Annotated in this window: 17 protein-coding genes; 11 read left to right on the plus strand and 6 right to left on the minus strand. The window is 72.5% G+C overall.

Annotated elements, in window-relative coordinates; genetic code table 11:
• Window positions 1-320: 320 nt before the first annotated feature.
• Both AB0K07_RS11420 and AB0K07_RS11425 read left to right on the plus strand, forming a co-directional pair.
• The gene (locus AB0K07_RS11420; RefSeq protein WP_363753502.1) at window positions 321-482 is read left to right on the plus strand and encodes a hypothetical protein; all 162 of its coding nucleotides are present in this window, start codon (window positions 321-323) and stop codon (window positions 480-482) included.
• A gap of 257 nt (window positions 483-739) precedes the next feature.
• Window positions 740-1,174 (plus strand): glutaredoxin domain-containing protein, encoded by a 435-nt coding sequence (locus tag AB0K07_RS11425; protein WP_363753504.1) that lies wholly within the window; start codon window positions 740-742, stop codon window positions 1,172-1,174.
• Between the two features lie 141 nt (window positions 1,175-1,315).
• Here AB0K07_RS11425 and AB0K07_RS11430 read toward each other — a convergent pair whose 3' ends face one another.
• Both AB0K07_RS11430 and AB0K07_RS11435 read right to left on the minus strand, forming a co-directional pair.
• On the minus strand, window positions 1,316-1,978 hold the full coding sequence (locus AB0K07_RS11430; RefSeq protein WP_363754301.1) for a response regulator transcription factor: 663 nt from the start codon (window positions 1,976-1,978) through the stop codon (window positions 1,316-1,318).
• Window positions 1,966-3,126, minus strand: a complete 1,161-nt coding sequence (locus tag AB0K07_RS11435) for a histidine kinase (protein WP_363753506.1) — start codon at window positions 3,124-3,126, stop codon at window positions 1,966-1,968. The genes AB0K07_RS11430 and AB0K07_RS11435 overlap by 13 nt, the downstream gene beginning before the upstream one ends.
• A 130-nt stretch (window positions 3,127-3,256) precedes the next feature.
• On the opposite strand from AB0K07_RS11435, the gene AB0K07_RS11440 reads away from it, so the two are divergent.
• Window positions 3,257-3,658: a DUF6069 family protein gene (locus AB0K07_RS11440; RefSeq protein WP_363753508.1), complete on the plus strand. Its 402-nt coding sequence runs from the start codon at window positions 3,257-3,259 to the stop codon at window positions 3,656-3,658.
• Window positions 3,655-4,131 (plus strand): hypothetical protein, encoded by a 477-nt coding sequence (locus tag AB0K07_RS11445; RefSeq protein WP_363753510.1) that lies wholly within the window; start codon window positions 3,655-3,657, stop codon window positions 4,129-4,131. Before AB0K07_RS11440 ends, AB0K07_RS11445 begins: the two co-directional genes overlap by 4 nt.
• Window positions 4,132-4,199: 68 nt before the next feature.
• On the opposite strand, the gene AB0K07_RS11450 is transcribed toward AB0K07_RS11445, so the two are convergent.
• Window positions 4,200-4,865, minus strand: coding sequence for a response regulator transcription factor (locus AB0K07_RS11450; RefSeq protein ID WP_363753513.1), 666 nt, complete (start codon window positions 4,863-4,865; stop codon window positions 4,200-4,202).
• On the minus strand, window positions 4,862-6,208 hold the full coding sequence (locus AB0K07_RS11455; protein ID WP_363753516.1) for a histidine kinase: 1,347 nt from the start codon (window positions 6,206-6,208) through the stop codon (window positions 4,862-4,864). The genes AB0K07_RS11450 and AB0K07_RS11455 overlap by 4 nt, the downstream gene beginning before the upstream one ends.
• Before the next feature lie 128 nt (window positions 6,209-6,336).
• On the opposite strand from AB0K07_RS11455, the gene AB0K07_RS11460 reads away from it, so the two are divergent.
• The 6 genes from AB0K07_RS11460 to AB0K07_RS11485 all read left to right on the plus strand — a co-directional run bounded on the left by AB0K07_RS11460 (window position 6,337) and on the right by AB0K07_RS11485 (window position 12,932).
• Window positions 6,337-6,912: a hypothetical protein gene (locus AB0K07_RS11460; RefSeq protein ID WP_363753519.1), complete on the plus strand. Its 576-nt coding sequence runs from the start codon at window positions 6,337-6,339 to the stop codon at window positions 6,910-6,912.
• Window positions 6,909-8,012 (plus strand): peptidoglycan-binding protein, encoded by a 1,104-nt coding sequence (locus tag AB0K07_RS11465; protein ID WP_363753522.1) that lies wholly within the window; start codon window positions 6,909-6,911, stop codon window positions 8,010-8,012. Before AB0K07_RS11460 ends, AB0K07_RS11465 begins: the two co-directional genes overlap by 4 nt.
• Before the next feature lie 86 nt (window positions 8,013-8,098).
• Window positions 8,099-8,785, plus strand: a complete 687-nt coding sequence (locus AB0K07_RS11470; protein ID WP_363754304.1) for an ABC transporter ATP-binding protein — start codon at window positions 8,099-8,101, stop codon at window positions 8,783-8,785.
• On the plus strand, window positions 8,782-9,966 hold the full coding sequence (locus AB0K07_RS11475) for an FtsX-like permease family protein (protein WP_363753525.1): 1,185 nt from the start codon (window positions 8,782-8,784) through the stop codon (window positions 9,964-9,966). Before AB0K07_RS11470 ends, AB0K07_RS11475 begins: the two co-directional genes overlap by 4 nt.
• Before the next feature lie 338 nt (window positions 9,967-10,304).
• Window positions 10,305-10,553: a hypothetical protein gene (locus AB0K07_RS11480; protein ID WP_363753527.1), complete on the plus strand. Its 249-nt coding sequence runs from the start codon at window positions 10,305-10,307 to the stop codon at window positions 10,551-10,553.
• A 171-nt stretch (window positions 10,554-10,724) separates the two neighbouring features.
• On the plus strand, window positions 10,725-12,932 hold the full coding sequence (locus AB0K07_RS11485; RefSeq protein ID WP_363753530.1) for an SDR family NAD(P)-dependent oxidoreductase: 2,208 nt from the start codon (window positions 10,725-10,727) through the stop codon (window positions 12,930-12,932).
• Window positions 12,933-13,070: 138 nt separating this feature from the next.
• On the opposite strand, the gene AB0K07_RS11490 is transcribed toward AB0K07_RS11485, so the two are convergent.
• Entirely contained in the window at window positions 13,071-15,512 is a 2,442-nt protein-coding gene (locus tag AB0K07_RS11490; RefSeq protein ID WP_363753532.1) for a CehA/McbA family metallohydrolase, read from the minus strand.
• Window positions 15,513-15,777: 265 nt separating this feature from the next.
• Here AB0K07_RS11490 and AB0K07_RS11495 point away from each other — a divergent pair, with 265 nt between their 5' ends.
• The gene (locus AB0K07_RS11495; RefSeq protein WP_363753534.1) at window positions 15,778-16,956 is read left to right on the plus strand and encodes a MalY/PatB family protein; all 1,179 of its coding nucleotides are present in this window, start codon (window positions 15,778-15,780) and stop codon (window positions 16,954-16,956) included.
• Window positions 16,957-17,092: 136 nt separating this feature from the next.
• On the opposite strand, the gene AB0K07_RS11500 is transcribed toward AB0K07_RS11495, so the two are convergent.
• Entirely contained in the window at window positions 17,093-17,956 is an 864-nt protein-coding gene (locus tag AB0K07_RS11500; protein ID WP_363753537.1) for an LLM class F420-dependent oxidoreductase, read from the minus strand.
• Window positions 17,957-17,978: the final 22 nt, after the last annotated feature.

Consider the following 17,978-nt stretch of genomic DNA (forward strand, 5'->3'; position numbering starts at 1 on the left):
TGTCAGACGATTCACCCGGTTTGCGAGGATTCTGGCCGGCCCGGTGGGCCGGCTGGCCCAGGACTGGGAGGTTTGGTGATGGTCGCCGCGCTGAGGGTGTAACAGCGCGCATGGAACCTGCCGACCCAGCCCCTTCGGCCGCAGCCGCGGCGCTCCCGTGAGCGGTGGCCGTACGTCATGTTCGGCGGAGTCACCGTGCTGCTCGGGGCCCTTGCCACGCTCGTTGTCGTCTTGGCCCGATGAACCGTCTGAGGTGAGCACCTGGCCAGGGATGGGTAGCACCGAGATTCCCGGGGTACCTGTATCCCATGGACTCGAGCATGGAGAACTGGCAGGCGATCGCCGGAAGGCACTGCTATTGCGATGACGATCCCCGCCGCTGCCGCGACTGTCAGGCGTACTGGCCCTGCACGTACCGCCTGCGCGCCGATCGCGAGTTGAGCGACGTGCCGGGGCTCGCCGCCTCGGCTCTGGCGGGCTAGGTACGGTCGTCGGTTGGTGGCCGCGACGCGACTGCCGGCGCCGTACCGACCGGCGACGCCGGACAGCTCGGCCAGCAGCAACGTCGGCGCCGGCCGCCTCCAGCAGCTCCACGGTCGCACCGTGGATGTGTTCGATCATTCGATCGGGGGGCTGACCGCGCTACCGCCGGGCTCTGATCGATGATGCGGGACACGTTTTGGGTCGTGGGTGGCGAGCGAGGACGGCGCATCCGCGTATCTGGCGGTAGGGTCCCGGCGTGCTGCGGCGGTGGACCCTGACGATCCTGATGGCGGCGTGCGGCGTGCTGGTGGCGGTGGCGCAACTGGCCGCCGGTCTGCCCGTCGTCGGCGGCGTCGAGTTGCTGATCTTCTTGGCGCTGGCGTTGCTGCTGTCACCGTGGGCGTTCCCTCGCTCGGTGGCCGCCGCCGAGGCGCAGCGGGCCAGCGCGGCGGACGGCCGGCCGATCGTGTACTGGCGCCCCGGCTGTCGCTACTGCCTCCAGCTCCGGTTCTCCCTTGGCCGGCTCGCTCGGCGGGCGCACTGGGTGGACATCTGGCACGACCCGGCAGGTGCTGCCGCCGTCCGGGCGGTGGCCGGTGGCAACGAGACGGTGCCGACCGTCGTGCTCGGGGATCGGGCTGTCGTGAACCCCGACCGGGCCTGGCTCCGCGAGCAGCTCCGCTCGTCCTGAGCACGCCCGTCACCCGGCGAGGGCCGACGGATGGCGCCGCCGTACCCGGAGCTTGACCAAGTCGGCTACGGGCCGAGACCAGGCGCGGGTCCTGCCCACCATCGCGCCCGACCGCGTCCGCGCAATGCGCTGACCTCCTACTCAGGCCAGCCGGCCGTCGTGGGCGAGCAGGGCGATCTGGGTACGGTTGTCGAGGTCCAGCTTGGTCAGGATGTGCGAGACGTGGGCCTTCACGGTGGTCACGCTCATCAGCAGCTCGGTGGCGATCTCGGCGTTGGAGCGTCCCTGCGCGATGGCCAGCACGACGTCACGTTCCCGGGGCGTGAGCAGGGCCAGCCGGGTACGCGCGTGCTCGTAGGACTCGGCGCCGGACGCAACCCGCTGCATGAGGCGGCGCGTGACGCCCGGCGACAGCATCGGGTTGCCGGCGGCGACGGCGCGGACGGCCTGGCTGATCCGCTCCGGCGGGGTGTCCTTGAGCAGGAAGCCGCTGGCCCCCGCCCGCAGGGCCCGCACGACGTGCTCGTCGGTGTCGAACGTGGTGAGCACGATGATCTCCGGTGGCCTGGGGCGGCGGCGCAGGCGCTCGGTGGCGGTGATGCCGTTGACGCCGGGCATCCGGATGTCCATCAGCACCACGTCGGGCATGTGCCGGTCCACCGCGCCGATCGCCGCACCGCCGTCGGCGGCCTCTCCCACGACGACGATCCCGTCGGCGCCGTCGAGCATCATCGTCAGCATTCCCCGTACCAGAGGGTCGTCGTCGACGATGACGACCCGGACCGGGCCGGTCACGTCGGCCACGGCAGCCACGCGGTGAGGTGGAACCGACCCGAGGCGTCGATGTGGTGCGCGACGCGGCCGCCGGTGAGGGCGGCCCGTTCGGCGAGACCGATCAGGCCAGCGCCGTCGTGCCCGGCGGCACCGCCGTCGGGTGTCGTCGGGTTGCTCACCGCGATGCTCAGCCCGGAGCCGGGCGCCCCGCCGAGAGCGAGTCGTACCGGCTGCCCGGCGGCGTGCTTGCGGGCGTTGGTCAGCGCCTCCTGCGCGATCCGGTAGGCGGTGCGGCCGACCGCCGGCGGAACCTCGACCGGCGGGCCGAGCGGGTCGTCGACCTCGATGTGCTGCCCGGCCGCCCGGGCCTCCTCGACCAGGCGCGGCAGGTCGGCCAGGGTCTGCCCGGGTGGCGCGTCAGCCGGCGCCTCGGCGTCGTCGCTGCGCAACAGCGTGATGACCTCGCGGAGCTCGTCGAGTGCCTGGTGTGCGCTGACCCGGATCACCCCGGCGGCGGCGCTGAGCCGCTCGGGTGGCGCGTCCGGCCGGTACTCCATCGCGCCGGCGGCCGCCGCCAGCAGCGACAGCCGGTGGGCCAGCACGTCGTGCATCTCCCGCGCGATCCGGGTGCGCTCGCCCGCCCGGGCCTCGACGACCCGGCGTTCCTGCTCCTGCTCCGCCCGCCAGGCCCGGTCCCGCAGCGCCGCCAGCAGGGCGTGCCGGGCCCGCGCCCAGGTGCCCCAGCCCAACAACGCCGCGTACGCGGCCGTCATCAGCACCAGCCGCCACCCGTACGGCAGGCTGGGCATCGGCCGCCACACCGCCTGCACCGCCTCGCCCGCCACGCCGACCGCCGCCACCACCGCGGCCTGCCGGAACGGCCGGCTGCGGGCGGTGAACAGCACCGCGAAGCTCGCCACCGGAGTGGCCACCGGCGACAGCGCCACCAGCAGGCCCGCCAGCAAGCCGGCGACCTCCGGGTGGCGGACGACCAGCGGGACGAGGGCCAGGGCGGCCACCGCCAGCACCACATCGGCGCGGACCAGGGCGGTCGACCCGGAGCGGGTGGCGGACCACAGCACGGTCGCGATGAGCACGCCCATCACCACTGTCGTCACGCCCGCCGGGACGGAACGCCAGGCCCGCGGCCGGGCCACGTCGCACGTCGCCGCATCCACCAGCGCAGGCTACTGGGCTCGCGGAGGGCCGGACCACCTCCTTTGGTAGTACGCGGCGACTCCGACGGATGTACGCACCGCGGCGTCCGGACCGACGTGCCCGACCCGGGCCGGTCCACAGACTCAGGGCATGACGAACAACCTTCTCCTGCGCCGAGCCGCGGTGGCGGCGGGCGCGATCCTGGTGGCGACGGCGGAATTCGCGATCCTGCACTCGGCGTCCGGCGTCGACCTGGTGGCCGGCACCGGAAACGCGACCCAACAGATCACGGTGGCCGCGGTCGTGGTGGCCGCCGCGGTCGCGGCACTGGCCGGCTGGGCACTGCTCGCGTTGCTGGAACGCCTCACGAACCGGGCGCGCGCCTGGTGGACCTCGATCGCGGTCGCGGTCCTGCTGCTGTCACTGCTGGTCGGGCCGCCGAGCGGCGTCGGCGGGGGAGCGAAGGCGGCGCTCGCGCTGCTGCACCTGAGCGTCGGCGTCGTCCTCATCCTCGGCCTGTCCCGGCCGCGTGCGGAAGGGCTGAACCGATGACCGCGTTGACCGTACGCAAGCAGGACGGCGTGTTCGTCCTCGACTCCGGTGCCGGGCCGCGCGCCTCGCTGCGTACCACCGGCTGGACCTGGCGGTGCGGCGAGATCCGGACCGGCGCGGGCCTCTGGACGGTCGAGCCGACCGACCGCCGGCGCATCGGGGTCACCGCGCGGGCCGAGCACGGCGGGGCGGTCCGGCTCGACCCGAGCCGGTCGCACGTGCCGGGGCCCGGCGGGGTGGCCCGCTGGGCGCCCGGTCGCCGCGGTGGTGAGCTGGTACGCGACGGACACCGGCTCGCGGTGCGCCTCCCCGGGCGGCCGGGGAGGCCGATCCACGTCGACGTCACCGGCGAGTGGGCCGAGCTGGATCTGGTGGCACTCACCGCCTGCTTCGCGTTGCTGACCCGACGGCGGCGGCGCATCCTGATCATGATGGCGGTCGTCAGCACCGCCAGTCACGGCTCCGTGGGTTGACACGAGCGTGTCCGGCAGAAGGCGATGACGAGGACGAGGAACGGCCTCAGCCAGGAGAGCCGTGTCGCCTACCGATCTTTGTCGACCTCCACCAGGCCGCACTCGTAGCCGAGAATGACCGCCTGCACCCGATCCCGCAGCCCCAGCTTCGCCAGGATCCGGCCGAGGTGCGTCTTGACCGTGCTCTCGGAGACGAAGAGCGCCGCCGCGATCTCCGCGTTCGACAGCCCCCGGGCGACCAGGGTCAGCACCTCACGCTCGCGCTCCGTCAGCGCCGCCAGCCGCGCGTTCGTGTCGGGCCGGGGCGGGGTCTTGCCGAGGTAGTGCGCGAAGAGGCGGCGGGTGACGGTGGGCGCGGCGACCGCCTCGCCGGCGGCCACCACACGTACGGCGGAGATCAGGTCGGCGGCGAGCGCGTCCTTGAGCAGGAAGCCGCTGGCGCCGGCGCGAAGCCCGGCGAGCACGTACTCGTCCAGGTCGAAGGTGGTCAGGATGATCACGCGGGCCGGGTGCGGGCCGAGGCGGATGCGGCGGGTCGCCTCGATGCCGTTCAGGCCGGGCATCCGCACGTCCATCAGGACCACGTCGGGCCGGCTGCGGGCCACCACGTTCAATGCCTGTGACCCATCGGCAGCCTCCCCGATCACCTCGATGTCGCCGGTCTCCTCCAGCACCAGCCGGAACCCGGTGCGCACCAGCGTCTGATCGTCGACCAGCACGACTCGTATGCTCATCGCTGTACCGGTGTGCTCTCGCGCGCCTGCAGCGGCAGCGTCGCGCACAGCCGGAATCCGCCGCCGTCGGCCGCGCCGGTCTCCAGTTCGCCCCCCAGCATGGCGACGCGCTCGGCGATGCCCCGCAACCCGTTGCCGCGTCCGTCCGCCCCTTCCGTCAAGCCCGTGCCGTCGTCGGCCACCTCCACCCGGAGCCGTCCGGGCTCGAATGCCAGCCGCAGCACCGTGCCGGCGCCCGGGCCCGCGTGCTGCAGCGTGTTCGTCAGGGCCTCCTGCACGATCCGGTACGCGGACAGGTCGACCGCCGCGGGCACCGCGGCGGGCACTCCGTCGACGTGCAGTTCGATCCGCATTCCGGTGGACCGCAGCTGACCGACCAGCGCGGGCAGCCCGCCGAGGCCCGGCAGCGGGGTGAGCCGCGCGTCGCCGGCCGGGTCGGTGCGCCCCGCGGCGAGCAGCCGGCGCATCTCGGCCAGGGAAGCCCGTCCGGTGGTGATCACGTGCTGCAGCGCGGTGGCGGCGCGGTCCGGATGCCGGTCGAGCGCGGCGGACGCACCCTGCGCCTGCACCACCATCACCGAGATCCCGTGCGCCACCACGTCGTGCAGCTCCCGGGTGATCCGGGCGCGCTCGGCCGCGACCGCCAGCGCCGCCCGTTGCCGCTCCTCCCGGGCCAGATCGGCGGTGCGCTGCTCGACCGCGGCCAGATGCGCGCGTCGGCTGCGCATCGCGTCACCAACGGCGAACGCCGCGACCAGCAGCAGCCACAGCTCCGTGACCGACTGGCCGACATTGACCAGTCTGTCGACCGAGAACACCGAAGGCGGGACCAGCGCCGGCTTGACCCCTTCCTTGGCCGGCGCCCCCTCGACCTGCCTTTGCGCGACCTGCTTGCCGGACTGCGTGAACTCCTGCTGTTCGGCATGGATCCGGCCGCTCAGCATCGTCGCGTAGGTCAGCAGCATGGTGAGGGCCAGCACGGCGAGCGAGACCCGCCGGTTTCGGGCCATCGCGGCCACGGTGTACAGGACCAGCGGAAGTGCCATACCGAGCAGCTGAAACTTGGCGTCGCTGAACAGATGGCCGAACACCCCGGCCCCGGTGAGGACCAGTGCCAGCGGAGGGTGGTGTTGTCTGATCAGCAGGCCGAGAACGATCAGCGCGGCGAACATCCACCACCGGGGGCCCGCCGGAAGAGTGCTCTTCTTCACGTACTCCGCCGCGGCATCCGCGTTCGTCCTGGCCACGAATTCCAGCACCAGCCCGGGCCCCAGGGTCAGCACGATCAGCACCAGCGCGAGGGCGGCGTCGGTCAGGAAGTGGCGCGGCACGAACCGGGGCACTCTCCTATGGTAGGGACGGACGGCGTCGGCAGCGTCCGACTCAGGTGCTGCGTCCGCGGTACCGGCGGCGGCCAGAGGACCGACTCCGGTCCGACGAGTTGAATCGCTGCGGCGAGCACCGTGTAGCCATGACCAGAACAACGTCCACAGTGTTCCTCGCCGCACTGCTCGCGATCGGGGCCGGGGCTGCCGGATGCGACCGCCGCGGTTCTGCCTCCGGAGCGCCAAGTCCGTCGGCGTCTGCCTCGGTCAGCCGCCAGCAGCTCCTCGCCCTCGGCCAGGAGTGGGTCCAGTGCCTGCGCGATCACGGTCTGCCTCGGATGCCGGACGCCGACCTCAGCTCGGAGGGATACCTCCAATTCCCATCCCAGGGCGGGTACGAATGGAAGAGCGACCTGCGGAACCATCCGGGGGTCATCGAGGCGTGCAAGTCGATCGAGGACCGGTATCCCCCGACGGCGTTCCGCCCCAGGGCACAGCTCTCGTCCGAGGACGTGCGCAAGCTCGGCGAGTACGCCAAGTGCATCCGCGAGCACGGCATCCCCGAGTTCCCCGACCCGAACGCCGCCGGCGAATTCGACCTCACCGGAACCCCGCTGGCCAACGGAGTCCCGCCCCAGCAGATGAACACAGCAGCCCAGGCGTGCAGGCAGATCTGGAGCGGGGATGTCCGCATCCACGACAACGGCGGAGGCAAGAAGTGAGCCGCCGGCGCGGGACCGGCGCAGTGCTCGCGGTCGCGGTGGCCGCGCCGCTCGCCGCCGGCGTGGCCTACGCCGCCCGCCCCCAGGGGAACGCCCCCGACACACCCGCCGCAGCGGTGCCCATCGGAACCGCCGAGGTCACCCAAGGCACGCTCACCGAGCGCATCCAGGTCGGCGGCGTCCTCGGGTACCTGGGCTCCTACACCGTCGACCATCAGGGCGCACCGGGCGTGCTCACCGCGGGGCCCGACTCGGGCGACACGATCGGCCGCGGCGCCGTCCTCTACCGGGTCGCCGACATACCGGTCCGCCTCCTGCTGGGCAGCGTTCCTGCATACCGCGACTTCCGGTCCGGGATGAGCGACGGCCCCGACGTGCGCCAGCTGGAGCGCAACCTGGTGGCCATGGGCTTCGACCCGTACCACCGGATCACTGTGGACCGACACTTCAGCGCCGCCACGGCGGCGGCCATCCGGCGCTGGGAGGCGTCCTGGGGGCGGCCGGCGTACCAACGCACCGGACGGCTCACCCAGGGTGAGATCGTCTTCCTGCCCGCCCCGCTGCGCGTCACCCAGCTACCGGTCCGGGTCGGCGGCACCGTCGGACCCGGGACGACGGTGCTCAGCGGGACGTCGACGGACCGGGCGGTGACCGCACAACTGGACACCGCGCAGCGCAGCACCGTCCACACCGGCGACCATGTCGAGGTCGCCCTGCCGGACGCCGAACCGATCGCCGGTCGGGTCACCGGCATCGGCGAGGTCGCGACGGCGCCCTCCGCTGACTCGGGCAACGGCCCGCAGCAGCCGGCGAACCCGGACACGGCGACAGTCCCACTCACCATCGCGGTCGGCCTGCCCCGCGGCTCCGACCTGGATCAGGCACCGGTGACGGTCGACATCGTCACCGGCACCCGCCGCGATGTCCTGCTGGTCCCGATCGCCGCACTGCTCGCGCGGCCGGGCGGCGGCTACCAGGTACGTCTGGCCGGCGGGGCCGCGGTTCAGGTGGAACCGGGCAGCTTCGACGAGAGCACCGGCCAGGTGGAGATCGTCAGCGGCCTCACCGCGGGCCAGACCGTGGAGGTGCCTGCGTCATGACCGACCACGCCGAGCGGCACCCATCCGCGGTGCGCGACGACGTCACCGGCGAGGACCAGGGCGGCATGGCAGAAGGAGGCACAGCCATGACCGCCGTCCTGGAGCTGATCGATGCGCGCAAGGTCTACCCCGGCACACCGCCGGTCGAATCGCTGCGCGGCGTCACCCTCACCGTGCACAGCGGCGAACTGGTCGCCGTCGCCGGCCCGTCCGGCTCCGGCAAGACCACGCTGCTCAACCTGGCCGCCGGTCTGGACCGCCCGTCCGGCGGCTCGGTACGCATCGCCGGCCACCCGGTCGAGAATTTGCGGGACGGGCAGCTCTCCGGCGTGCGTGCGCACCTCCTCGGGATCGTCTTTCAACAGTTCTTCCTGTTGGAGCGGCTGAGTGCGGCCGAGAACGTGGCGACCGGCCTGCTCTACCGCGGTGTACCGGCCGCCGAACGCCGGCGGGCCGCCCGCACCGCCTGCGAGCGGGTCGGGCTGGCCCACCGAGCCGACTTCCCGGCCGCCCATCTGTCCGGTGGCGAGCGGCAGCGGGTAGCGATCGCCCGCGCGCTGGTCGGCCGCCCTGCCGTGGTGCTCGCCGACGAACCCACCGGCAACCTCGACTCCGTCACCGGCGCCGAGATCGTCGAACTGCTGCGCGAGCTCAACGACGACGGTGTCACCATCGTGGTGATCACGCACGACGAGCGGGTCGCCGCGGCGATGCGGCGCCGCATCCAGTTGCGGGACGGCCTGGTGGTCGCAGACACCGGGGGTGGGTCGTGAGGTCCCGCCTGCGCGTCGCCGACCTGCTGCCGGTGAGCACCGTGGGCCTGCGGTCGCGGCCCGGACGGGCGGCGCTGTCCATCCTCGGGGTGGCGATCGGGATCGCGGCCATGGTGGCCGTGCTCGGCGTCACCCGGTCCAGCCAGTCCGACGTACTCGCCCGCATCGATCGGGTCGGCACCAACCTGCTCACCGTGGGCAGCGGCAAGACCATCCGCGGGGAGGAGGCCCAGCTGCCGGTGACCGCGGGCACAGCGGTGGCGCGTACCGATGGGGTGCTCACCTCGGCGGCGACCGCGATGCTCGACGTGCGGATCTACCGCAACGACCAGGTGCCGGCCGGGCGGACCGGCGGGCTGTCCGTGCGGACCGCCGACCCGGGCCTGCTCGCCACACTGGACGGCACCCTGGTGGACGGCCGCTTCCTGGACGCGGCGACGGCCCGTTATCCGGCGGTGGTGCTCGGCCACTACGCCGCCACGTCGCTGGGCATCGGCCGCGTCACCGGGCACCCGCAGGTCTACCTCGGCCACCGCTGGTACACGGTGGTGGGCATCATGGCGCCGGTCGAGCTGGCGCCAGAGTTGGACGCTTCAGCGCTGATTGGCGCGCCGGTGGCGGCCGACCAGTTCGGGTACGACGGCAAACCGACCCGGATCTTCGTGCGGGCGCAGACCGAGCGCACCGACGAGGTGGCCGGCCTGCTCGGGCGGGCGGCCAACCCGGCCCACCCCGAGGAGGTCGCCGTGAGCCGGCCCTCGGAAGCGCTCACCGCCCGGCTCGCGGTCGCCGGCGGAGCCACCGTTCTGCTGCTGGGCCTCGGCGCGGTGGCTCTGCTGGTCGGCGGCATCGGCATCGCGAACGTGCTGGTGATCTCGGTCCTGGAACGGCGCGGCGAGATCGGGCTGCGCCGGGCGCTGGGCGCCACCCGAAGGCACATCGCGGCGCAGTTCCTGGTCGAGTCGCTGCTGCTGGGCGCGGGCGGCGGCGCGGCGGGAGTCATGCTGGGGGCCACGGTCACGTACGTGATGGCCATGGTCCGCGGCTGGCAGACTCTCGTGCCGGCTGCCGCGATCGGCGCGGGGCTCGCCGCTGCCCTCCTCATCGGAGGGCTGGCGGGTGTCTATCCGGCTCTGCGGGCCGCCCGTCTCTCCCCGGCCACGGCGCTGAGATCGGCATGAGCGCGGGCGCACTGACGCATGAAGTGATCTGCGAGAAGTCGGGCTTGCCGTGCTCGATGGCATCGATGCAGAACTGGCAGAAGAACGATTGGATCAGGAAGGCCGCTGCGCCCACCGGGGCGCCGTCGAGGGCGGGCAGTGGGTCGACGACGTTCGTGCCCCAGGGTGGGTTGGGTACGTACCCGAGACCGAGGCCGAGATCGTTCCCCGTCGGCGCGATCAGGGCGGCGTCTACGACTCCGGTGAAGGCGGAGTCCCCGGTCCAGATGCCGGACCCGACCACGGACACGCTGGGAGTGGATGCGTACGGGTCGGGTGTGACGCCCACCCCGGCACCTGTGCCGAGGAAGTCCGAGTTGTCCTCGGCGGACTGGTACGAGAAGCCGGCGATCGCCGCGCCGGCGTACATCGGTGGCCGGCTCGCTCGGCGGGCGCACTGGGTGGACATCTGGCAGGACCCGGCGGGTGCTGCCGCCGTCCGGGCGATAGCCGGCGGCAACGAGACGGTGCCGACCGTCGTGCTCGGGGATCGGGCTGTCGTGAACCCCGACCGGGCCTGGCTCCGCGAGCAACTCCGCTCGTCCTGAGATCGACGGATGGCTGCATGAGGATCAGGCCGAAGAAGCCGTGCGCCAAGCTGACGCCACAATCATGCGATGGGCGGGCTCATGCATGGGGTGCGGATAGCTGGCGGTGTCACCGGACGTGGGGTGAGTCTTGACCGGCTGCGCGTGGCGGTCGACGGTTGTACGGTCCTCGTGACCGGCGCGTCCGAGGGGATCGGCGCGGCGACTGCCCGCCGGCTGGCTGCGGCGGGCGCCGTCGTACTGCTTGTGGCACGCACGACGTCACGGCTGGAGCAGGTTCGGGACGAGATCGTGGCGGAGAGTGGCGTGGCGTACGTCCACCCCGCTGACCTCTCCGTACCCGCGGAGGCCGCCGCGCTGGCGGAGGAGTTGCGGACGCGGTACCGCCGGATCGATGTCGTGGTCAACAATGCCGGGCGGTCGATCCGCCGTGCGGTGGCCGACACCGCCGACCGGGTCCACGATCTCGAACGCACGATCAACCTGAACTACCTCGGGCCGGCGCAACTGCTGTTGGTGCTGCTGTCCGGCATGCGGACCACCGGCGGTGGGCACGTCGTGAACGTCTCGACGGCCGGACTCGCCATCAACGCCCCGTACTGGTCGGCGTACCACGCCTCGAAGGCGGCGTTCGACACGTGGCTGCGCACCGCCGCCGCGGAGCTGCGGCATGACGACGTCACCGTCAGCACCGTCTACCTCAACCTGGTGCGTACCCGGATGCTTGCACCTACCGCGCACTACCGGCGTGCGCCGGCGATGTCGGCCGACGAGGCGGCGGACATCGTGTGCCGCGCCGTCGTGCGCCCGCGCGACTGGTGGCCGTGGTGGGCCCGGCTCGGCTCGGCGGCGGCGGCCGTGCTGCCCCGCGCGGTGGAGCGAGCGCTCGCCGCGGGGCTACAGATGGTGGCGGCGACCGAACCGGTACGGGTCATGGCCGGCGCGGGTTTTCTGCGGCCGGGCCGGCTGGTGCGGTTGGCGCGGGCTGGCCGCCGCCACGGGCGTACCCTCGCCACGGCGGTGGCCGCCGGGTCGCCGACGGCGGTCGCCGTGATCGATGAGGACGGACCGGCCACGTACGCGGAACTCGACGCCGCCGCCGGCAGGTGCGCGGCGGCGGCCCAGGCGACCCTCGGCGTACAGCCCGGTGACCGGGTGGGCCTCGCCTGCCGCGACCACCGCGGCTTCGTCGCGGCGGCGGCCGGCCTGGCCCGCGCCGGCGCTGACGTGCTGCTGCTTCCCCCGGACCTGCCCGCCGACCTGCTAACCGACCTGGTGACCCGGGAACGCCTGGTTGCGCTGGTGCACGAGCCGGGCGCGCCGGCCTGTCCGGTGCCCGCCGTGCCGATATCCGCGCTGTTGGCTGGCGACCCGGCTGCGTATCAGCCCCGAGGGCGCGGCAAGGGCCGGATGTCGGTGCTCACGTCCGGCACCACCGGCACCCCTCGCAGCGTGTCGCGGCCCCTGCCGGTGCGCATGCTCCTCGGCCCGGCCGTCACCCACCTGCGGCTCACCCCGGTCCGCCCTGGGGAACCGATCGCCGTCGCCGCACCGGTGCACCACGGCTACGGGCTGACGTACCTCTCGGCCGGCCTCACCCTCGGCGGCCCGGTGGTGCTGGTCAGCGGCCGCGACCCGCAGGACATGCTCGACGCGGTTGAGGAGCACCGCGCCCGGTTGCTCGTCGCACTGCCCATCCAGCTGCGGCGCATGTGCGACCTACCCGCGACCGATCGCCCTTCGCTCCGCCATCTGCGGGCGGTGATCAGCGGTGCCGCCCCTCTACCGGCCGAACTCGGCGAGCGGCTGCGCGGACTCTTCGGCGACCGCGTCTTCAACATGTACGCGACGACCGAGGCAGGCTGGGCCGCGATGGCCACGCCTACCGACCTGCGAGCCGCGCCCGGCACCGTCGGCCGGGCACCGCGAGGCGTACGACTGCGGGTCGTCGACCGCGCGGGCGCGCCCCTCCCACCCGGCCACGTCGGTGAGGTACAGGTCAGGGGATGGCAGCCGGGCGGAGCCTGGCTCGCCACCGGTGACCTCGGCCATCTCGACCTGGTGGGCCGGCTCCTGCTGGACGGCCGGATCGACGAAATGATCGTCTCCGGTGGACAGAACGTGTACCCCGGCCCCGTCGCCGCCGTGATCACCAGCCACCCCGACGTAGCAGACGCCGTGCTGCGGCCGGTACCCGACGAGGAGTTCGGCCAGCGACTGCTGGCCACGGTCGAGGTGCGTACGGATCGCACGTTGACTGAGGCGAGCCTCCGCGAGTGGCTACGGCACCGGCTCACCCGCGCCGAACTGCCCCGTGACATCGTCATCGTCACGACGTTGCCCCGCTCGGCCACTGGCAAGCCGACCCGGGACCGGTAACCAGGCAACCGCCCGTGGTCCGACGCCGTGACCGTCAACGGCGGGGACGACGACGGCGGGCCCCACCCACGCTGTCGTTCACAGCGTGGATGGGGCGGCTGCGAGCAGTGACCGTCACCGCTTCTCGTTCACCTTGCTTCACGCGATCAGGTAGATCCCCTGGGTGACGTCGCGCTGGCTGCGCTGCGCCTCTCGGTCACTGGTGAAGACCACGGTGCTGTTGTCAATCGCCGGCCACGTGCCGTTGCCACGCGTGCTCAGCTGGACCGCCGGCGTCCAGCCCGTTGCCGCCAGGCGAGACGTGAAGACCTTCCAGCGCCAGTCGGCGGAGCGGGAGTCGTACCAGACCGCGCGGACGGAGCCGTCGGGGTCGACGCCCAGCCGGGGACGCTGGCTCATGGCGTTGGCATCGAGACCGACCGACTCGGCCGCCGACCACGTCGTGCCGTCGGCCGACCGGCTCGCCCGCAGCGAGAGATTGGCCCCGGAGGCCGAGAGGGCCTTGGTCTCCCAGATGACGACCAGGACACCGTCACGGCCCACGGCGACGCTCGGGTGACGGTCGGCCGCGTTGTCGTTTGCGCTGACCCGCATGGGCGCACCCCAGCCCTCCGACCGGCTGGTCCGGGCCGCCGCCAGGATCTCCCAGGCGTCCGGGTTGGTGCCACCACTGGCGGCCTGGCCGGGCGGCGGGGTGTGCCCGGTCCAGCCCGCGTCCGGGTCGAACCGGTTGTCCTGCCAGGTCACGACGATGCCCCCGCGCTGGGTCACGGCCACCGACGGGAAGAGCGAGGCCGGGTGGATGGGCGAGCGGGCGTCGTCCGGCGTACCGGGGACGATGACCTTGCCGGCGGCGGAGACGTTGACCGGGGTCCGGTCGACCCCGACCACCTGAACGTAGACGTCGAACGCGCCACCGCTGTTCTGCGCCCAGGCCACCACGGGGTGCCGGTCGTCGAGCAGGGCAAGCGCGGGTTGCTCGGCACGACCCTGGCCGCTGCTGAGCTTCACCGCGGACTCGAAGCTCCTACCGCCGTTGCGGCTGTGGCGCAGGTAGATTCCCGGCCGGTGGGGCTGCTCGTGGCCACGGGAGTCCTGCCACACCACCCAGACGTCGTCGCCGGAGGCCGCGACCCGCGGTGCCCGTGCCGTACCCGAATCGCCGGAGAGAACGATTCCCTTGTCGGCGTGCTTGTTCCCGTGCCCGTCCAGCCGGCGATACACCACCGACGTACGGTGGTCCCGGTGGGCCTGGGCGACCACGTGGGTGACCCGACCGGCCACCGCGACGTCGGCGAAGCCGGCGAACTCGCCCTGCTCACCCAGCACCAACTCGGCCCGGTCATTGCCGCTGGCAGGCTGCGGCAGTGCGATCTCGGGCGCCGGCTCGGCTCCCCGCTGCACCGACACGAACACCGGTGACGTGGCGCCGCGCAACTGGTCGGGCAGGTTCGGATCGGCGTCGCGCCCGGAGAGCTCACCCGGCCCGCGCACCTCCACCCGGTACCAGCTGTGATCCCCGGTCAGCTTGAGCGGGAGCAGGTACGTCTGGTCGTCCCTGGTGGGTACGAAGGTCGCGACAGGGCCGGCCGAGCGGCCCGGTGCGGCGTAGACGAGTACCCGCATGCCGACGGCGGACCTGGCCCGAACCCGAAGCGCGGCGCGCTTCGACAGCTCGCGGTCGGCGACGATCACCTCGTCGCCGCAGATGGCCTCGAACCGGCCATCGCCGTTGACGTCGGCCTCGATGGTCACGAAGGGCCCGTCCGGGCTCAGCGACACCGTCGTCCGGCCCGCCTTCAACGCGTCGAGGATCGCTCGGACGGAGCGTTCTGCGGCAAAGACCCAGGTGGTCGGTCGACCGGGGGCGTTGCCCGGCCGCAGTTCCTTGAAGTGGCTGTCGCTCGCCGCTACCGCGCCGAAGCGGAACCCGTGGTTCCAGCGGTTCTCGGCGTACTCGATCTCGACTTCGGGGTTGCTGCTGACGTTCCACACCTCGACGGTGTCGATCCCCTGCGCGCTGGCGTTCTCGTTCGGGCCACCGGCCGGGGTGTACTCGCCGTCGTCCGGGTGGGCGACCGACCAGACGGCGTCCTGGGCATGCGCGTCCCAGATCGACTGCTGCACATGACGGAACGGCGCCGAGCCGGGCGGGTTTGCGCCGTCCACCACCGCATCCACCGCGCCCAGCACGATGGCGTGTGGCGATCCGTTCGCCTCCTCACCGGTGAGCAGTAGCAGCCGGTCGGACTTCCAGAGCGGATCCCAGTGCTGGTCGAAGGTGCGGTGGTCGGTCAGTGGCATGAATGCCAGGCCCACCGACTCGGCGTAGCTGATCTGGTCACTGACCGGCAGGTTCCCCGGATCGCGCTGGTTCGACAACTGGCGCGGGGCGCTCCCGTCCGACGAGTGGTCGTCGTGGACATGGGTGTCACCCGGCAGCCACGTGCCCTTCGGCTCGTCGTGCCCACCGGGCTTACGCTCCTCGCCGGTGTCCGCCCATGCCGCAGCCCCGGGCAGCAGCCCGGCGGCGGCGACCGCGCCGCTCACGGCGATGAACTGTCTGCGGTCTAGTTCCATCTGGTCCCCATTTCACGCGAACCGCTGTCGACCTGCCGCCAGCGGACCTGCCGCTACACGACACCCCGACCGGTTCGATCAAGGTCATGCCCGGGAGACGCTAGCCAGCCGAAGCGGTCGGCCTGGCGAATCGGAAGTGAATCCGGAATGGCGACGGCGGTAGCTACGAACCAGTACGGCGCATGCGTTCATCAACCGACGGAAACCACACTCAGCACCCCGTACTCGGAGGGCCGGCGGGGACGGAGCGGAATAGGCTTCCGCCATGAGTGGTGTGCTCAGTGGTGCCCGAAACGCGGTCAATCCTCTTCGCCAGCTCACGATCGACCAGCTCCGCCAACGGACGAGCCTCAAATGGCGGGAGTACCCCGACGACGTGCTGCCGCTCTGGGTGGCGGAGATGGACGTGCCGCTGGCCGAGCCGGTCGCGCGGGCGATCACCGACGCCGTCGCGCGCGGCGACACCGGCTACACCGCCGGCACGGCGTACCCGCGGGCGCTGGCCGAGTTCGCCCGGCGGCGGTGGGGTTGGGACGGGCTGGCCGTGGAGCGCACCGCGCTGGTGCCCGACGTGATGCACGGCATCGTCGAGGCGCTGCGGCTGGTCACCGAGCCGGGGGACGCCGTGGTCGTCAACTGCCCGGTCTACCCGCCGTTCTACGAGTTCGTGACGCACGCCGGCCGCCGGATCGTGGAGGCGCCACTCGGCGAGGACCTGCGGATCGACCTCGGCACACTGGAGGACGCGTTCCGGCAGGCTCGGGCAGGTGGGCGGCCAGCGGCGTACCTGCTGTGCAGCCCGCATAACCCGACCGGCGTCCTGCACACCGCGGACGAGTTGGCCGCCGTCGCCAGTCTGGCCGAGCGGCACGGGGTGCGGGTGGTCGCCGACGAGATCCACGCTCCGGTGGTGGTTGGGGGAGCGCGGTTCGTGCCGTACCTCTCGGTGCCCGGCGCGGAGAACGGCCTGTCGCTGATGTCGGCCTCCAAGGGGTGGAACCTGGCCGGCCTGCGGGGTGCGCTCCTCATTGCCGGCCCGGCCGCGGCCGGAGACCTCGCCCGCGTTCCGTTCGAAGCCAGCGTCAGCACCAGCCACCTCGCCGTGATCGCCCACACCGCCGCCTTCCGCGACGGCGGCGAGTGGCTGGACGCCTTGATGACCGGCCTGGACGACAACCGTCGACTCCTCGTCGCGCTGCTCGCCGAGCACCTGCCGGCCATCCGCTACCACCCCGGTCAGGCCACCTATCTCGCCTGGCTCGACTGCCGAGCCCTGGGCCTCGGCGACGACCCCGCCGCCGTGTTCCTCGACCGTGGCCGGGTGGCGCTCAACTCCGGTGTGGCCTTCGGCACCGGCGGCGATGGCCACGTCCGGCTGAATCTGGCCACCGCGCCGGAGTTGATCACCGAGGCGGTACGCCGGATGGCCACCGCCGTTGCATGAGCAGCCACTTCGGCCGCGCTTGATGGTGCTGGAGTCCCGCAGCGGCACGCGTCAGGGCCTCCCGGCACCGCCGGCCGGCGACGGTGGCCGGTAGAGTCGACGGCCCGCGCCGTGGCGGACGCGGGCCATCGGAAGGTCAGATCAGGACCGCCGCCAGAGCGCGGAACGCGTCGGCGGGGAATGCCGTGGCGTCGCCGCCATTTAGTACCTGGACAGCCACCTCGTCCGCGCCGGCCTGGTAGTGCTTCTCCAGCCCGGCCGCGACCTCTTCGGCCGTGCCCCAGGGAATCAGGGCGTCGACGAGGCGGTCGCTGCCGCCGGCCGCGAAGTCCTCGTCGGTCCAGCCGAACCGCCGCAGGTTGTTGGTGTAGTTCGGCAGTGCGAGGTATCCGCTCGTGTATTGCCGGGCCGTGCCGCGCGCAGTGGTGGCGTCTGTTTCGAGGACCACCGCGACCTCGGGGGCGAGCAGCCGGTCAGGCCCGAGTGCCGCTCGCGCCTCGGCGGTGTGCTCGGCAGGGACGAAATACGGGTGCGCCCCGGCTGAACGGTCGCGGGAGAGCTCGAGCATCCGCGGGCCGAGTGCGGCCAGGACCCGCCGCTCGGGAGGGAGCCCGGCAGCGTCGAGACCGTCGAGGTACTCCACCATCTTCGAATACGGCTTGCGGTAGGCGGTGCCGCTGCCTTCCACGAGCACAGCGTGGCTGGCGCCGAGACCGAGCAGGAACCGGCCGGGATGGGCCCGCTCCGCGTCCTGGGCGAACGCCGCCACCTCGGCGGGCGACGAGTGCCAGATGCTCACGATCCCCGACGCGACCCCGATGCGCTTGGTCCCGTCCAGGATCTCCCGGAAGCGAGGGGCGACGTTCTCCTCGAAACCGCCCGAGAACCAGAGCCGTGAATAGCCGAGCTCCTCCAACTCGGACGCGGCATCGATGGCCGCGCCCTGACTCTCGCTACCGAGGAAGAACGGTTGCCACACGCTGACGAGTCGTTGGGCCATACCGGAACAGTACGCATCAGCG

The organism is Micromonospora sp. NPDC049301 (genome assembly GCF_040678715.1).
In the GTDB taxonomy this organism is placed as follows: domain Bacteria; phylum Actinomycetota; class Actinomycetes; order Mycobacteriales; family Micromonosporaceae; genus Micromonospora.

Coding starts and splice junctions, on each gene's coding strand:
- AB0K07_RS11500 (WP_363753537.1), bottom strand. CDS start 17,956: ATGGCCCAACGACTCGTCAGCGTGTGGCAACCGTTCTTCCTCGGTAGC.
- AB0K07_RS11495 (WP_363753534.1), top strand. CDS start 15,778: ATGAGTGGTGTGCTCAGTGGTGCCCGAAACGCGGTCAATCCTCTTCGC.
- AB0K07_RS11440 (WP_363753508.1), top strand. CDS start 3,257: ATGACGAACAACCTTCTCCTGCGCCGAGCCGCGGTGGCGGCGGGCGCG.
- AB0K07_RS11450 (WP_363753513.1), bottom strand. CDS start 4,865: ATGAGCATACGAGTCGTGCTGGTCGACGATCAGACGCTGGTGCGCACC.
- AB0K07_RS11420 (WP_363753502.1), top strand. CDS start 321: ATGGAGAACTGGCAGGCGATCGCCGGAAGGCACTGCTATTGCGATGAC.
- AB0K07_RS11445 (WP_363753510.1), top strand. CDS start 3,655: ATGACCGCGTTGACCGTACGCAAGCAGGACGGCGTGTTCGTCCTCGAC.
- AB0K07_RS11490 (WP_363753532.1), bottom strand. CDS start 15,512: ATGGAACTAGACCGCAGACAGTTCATCGCCGTGAGCGGCGCGGTCGCC.
- AB0K07_RS11460 (WP_363753519.1), top strand. CDS start 6,337: ATGACCAGAACAACGTCCACAGTGTTCCTCGCCGCACTGCTCGCGATC.
- AB0K07_RS11470 (WP_363754304.1), top strand. CDS start 8,099: ATGACCGCCGTCCTGGAGCTGATCGATGCGCGCAAGGTCTACCCCGGC.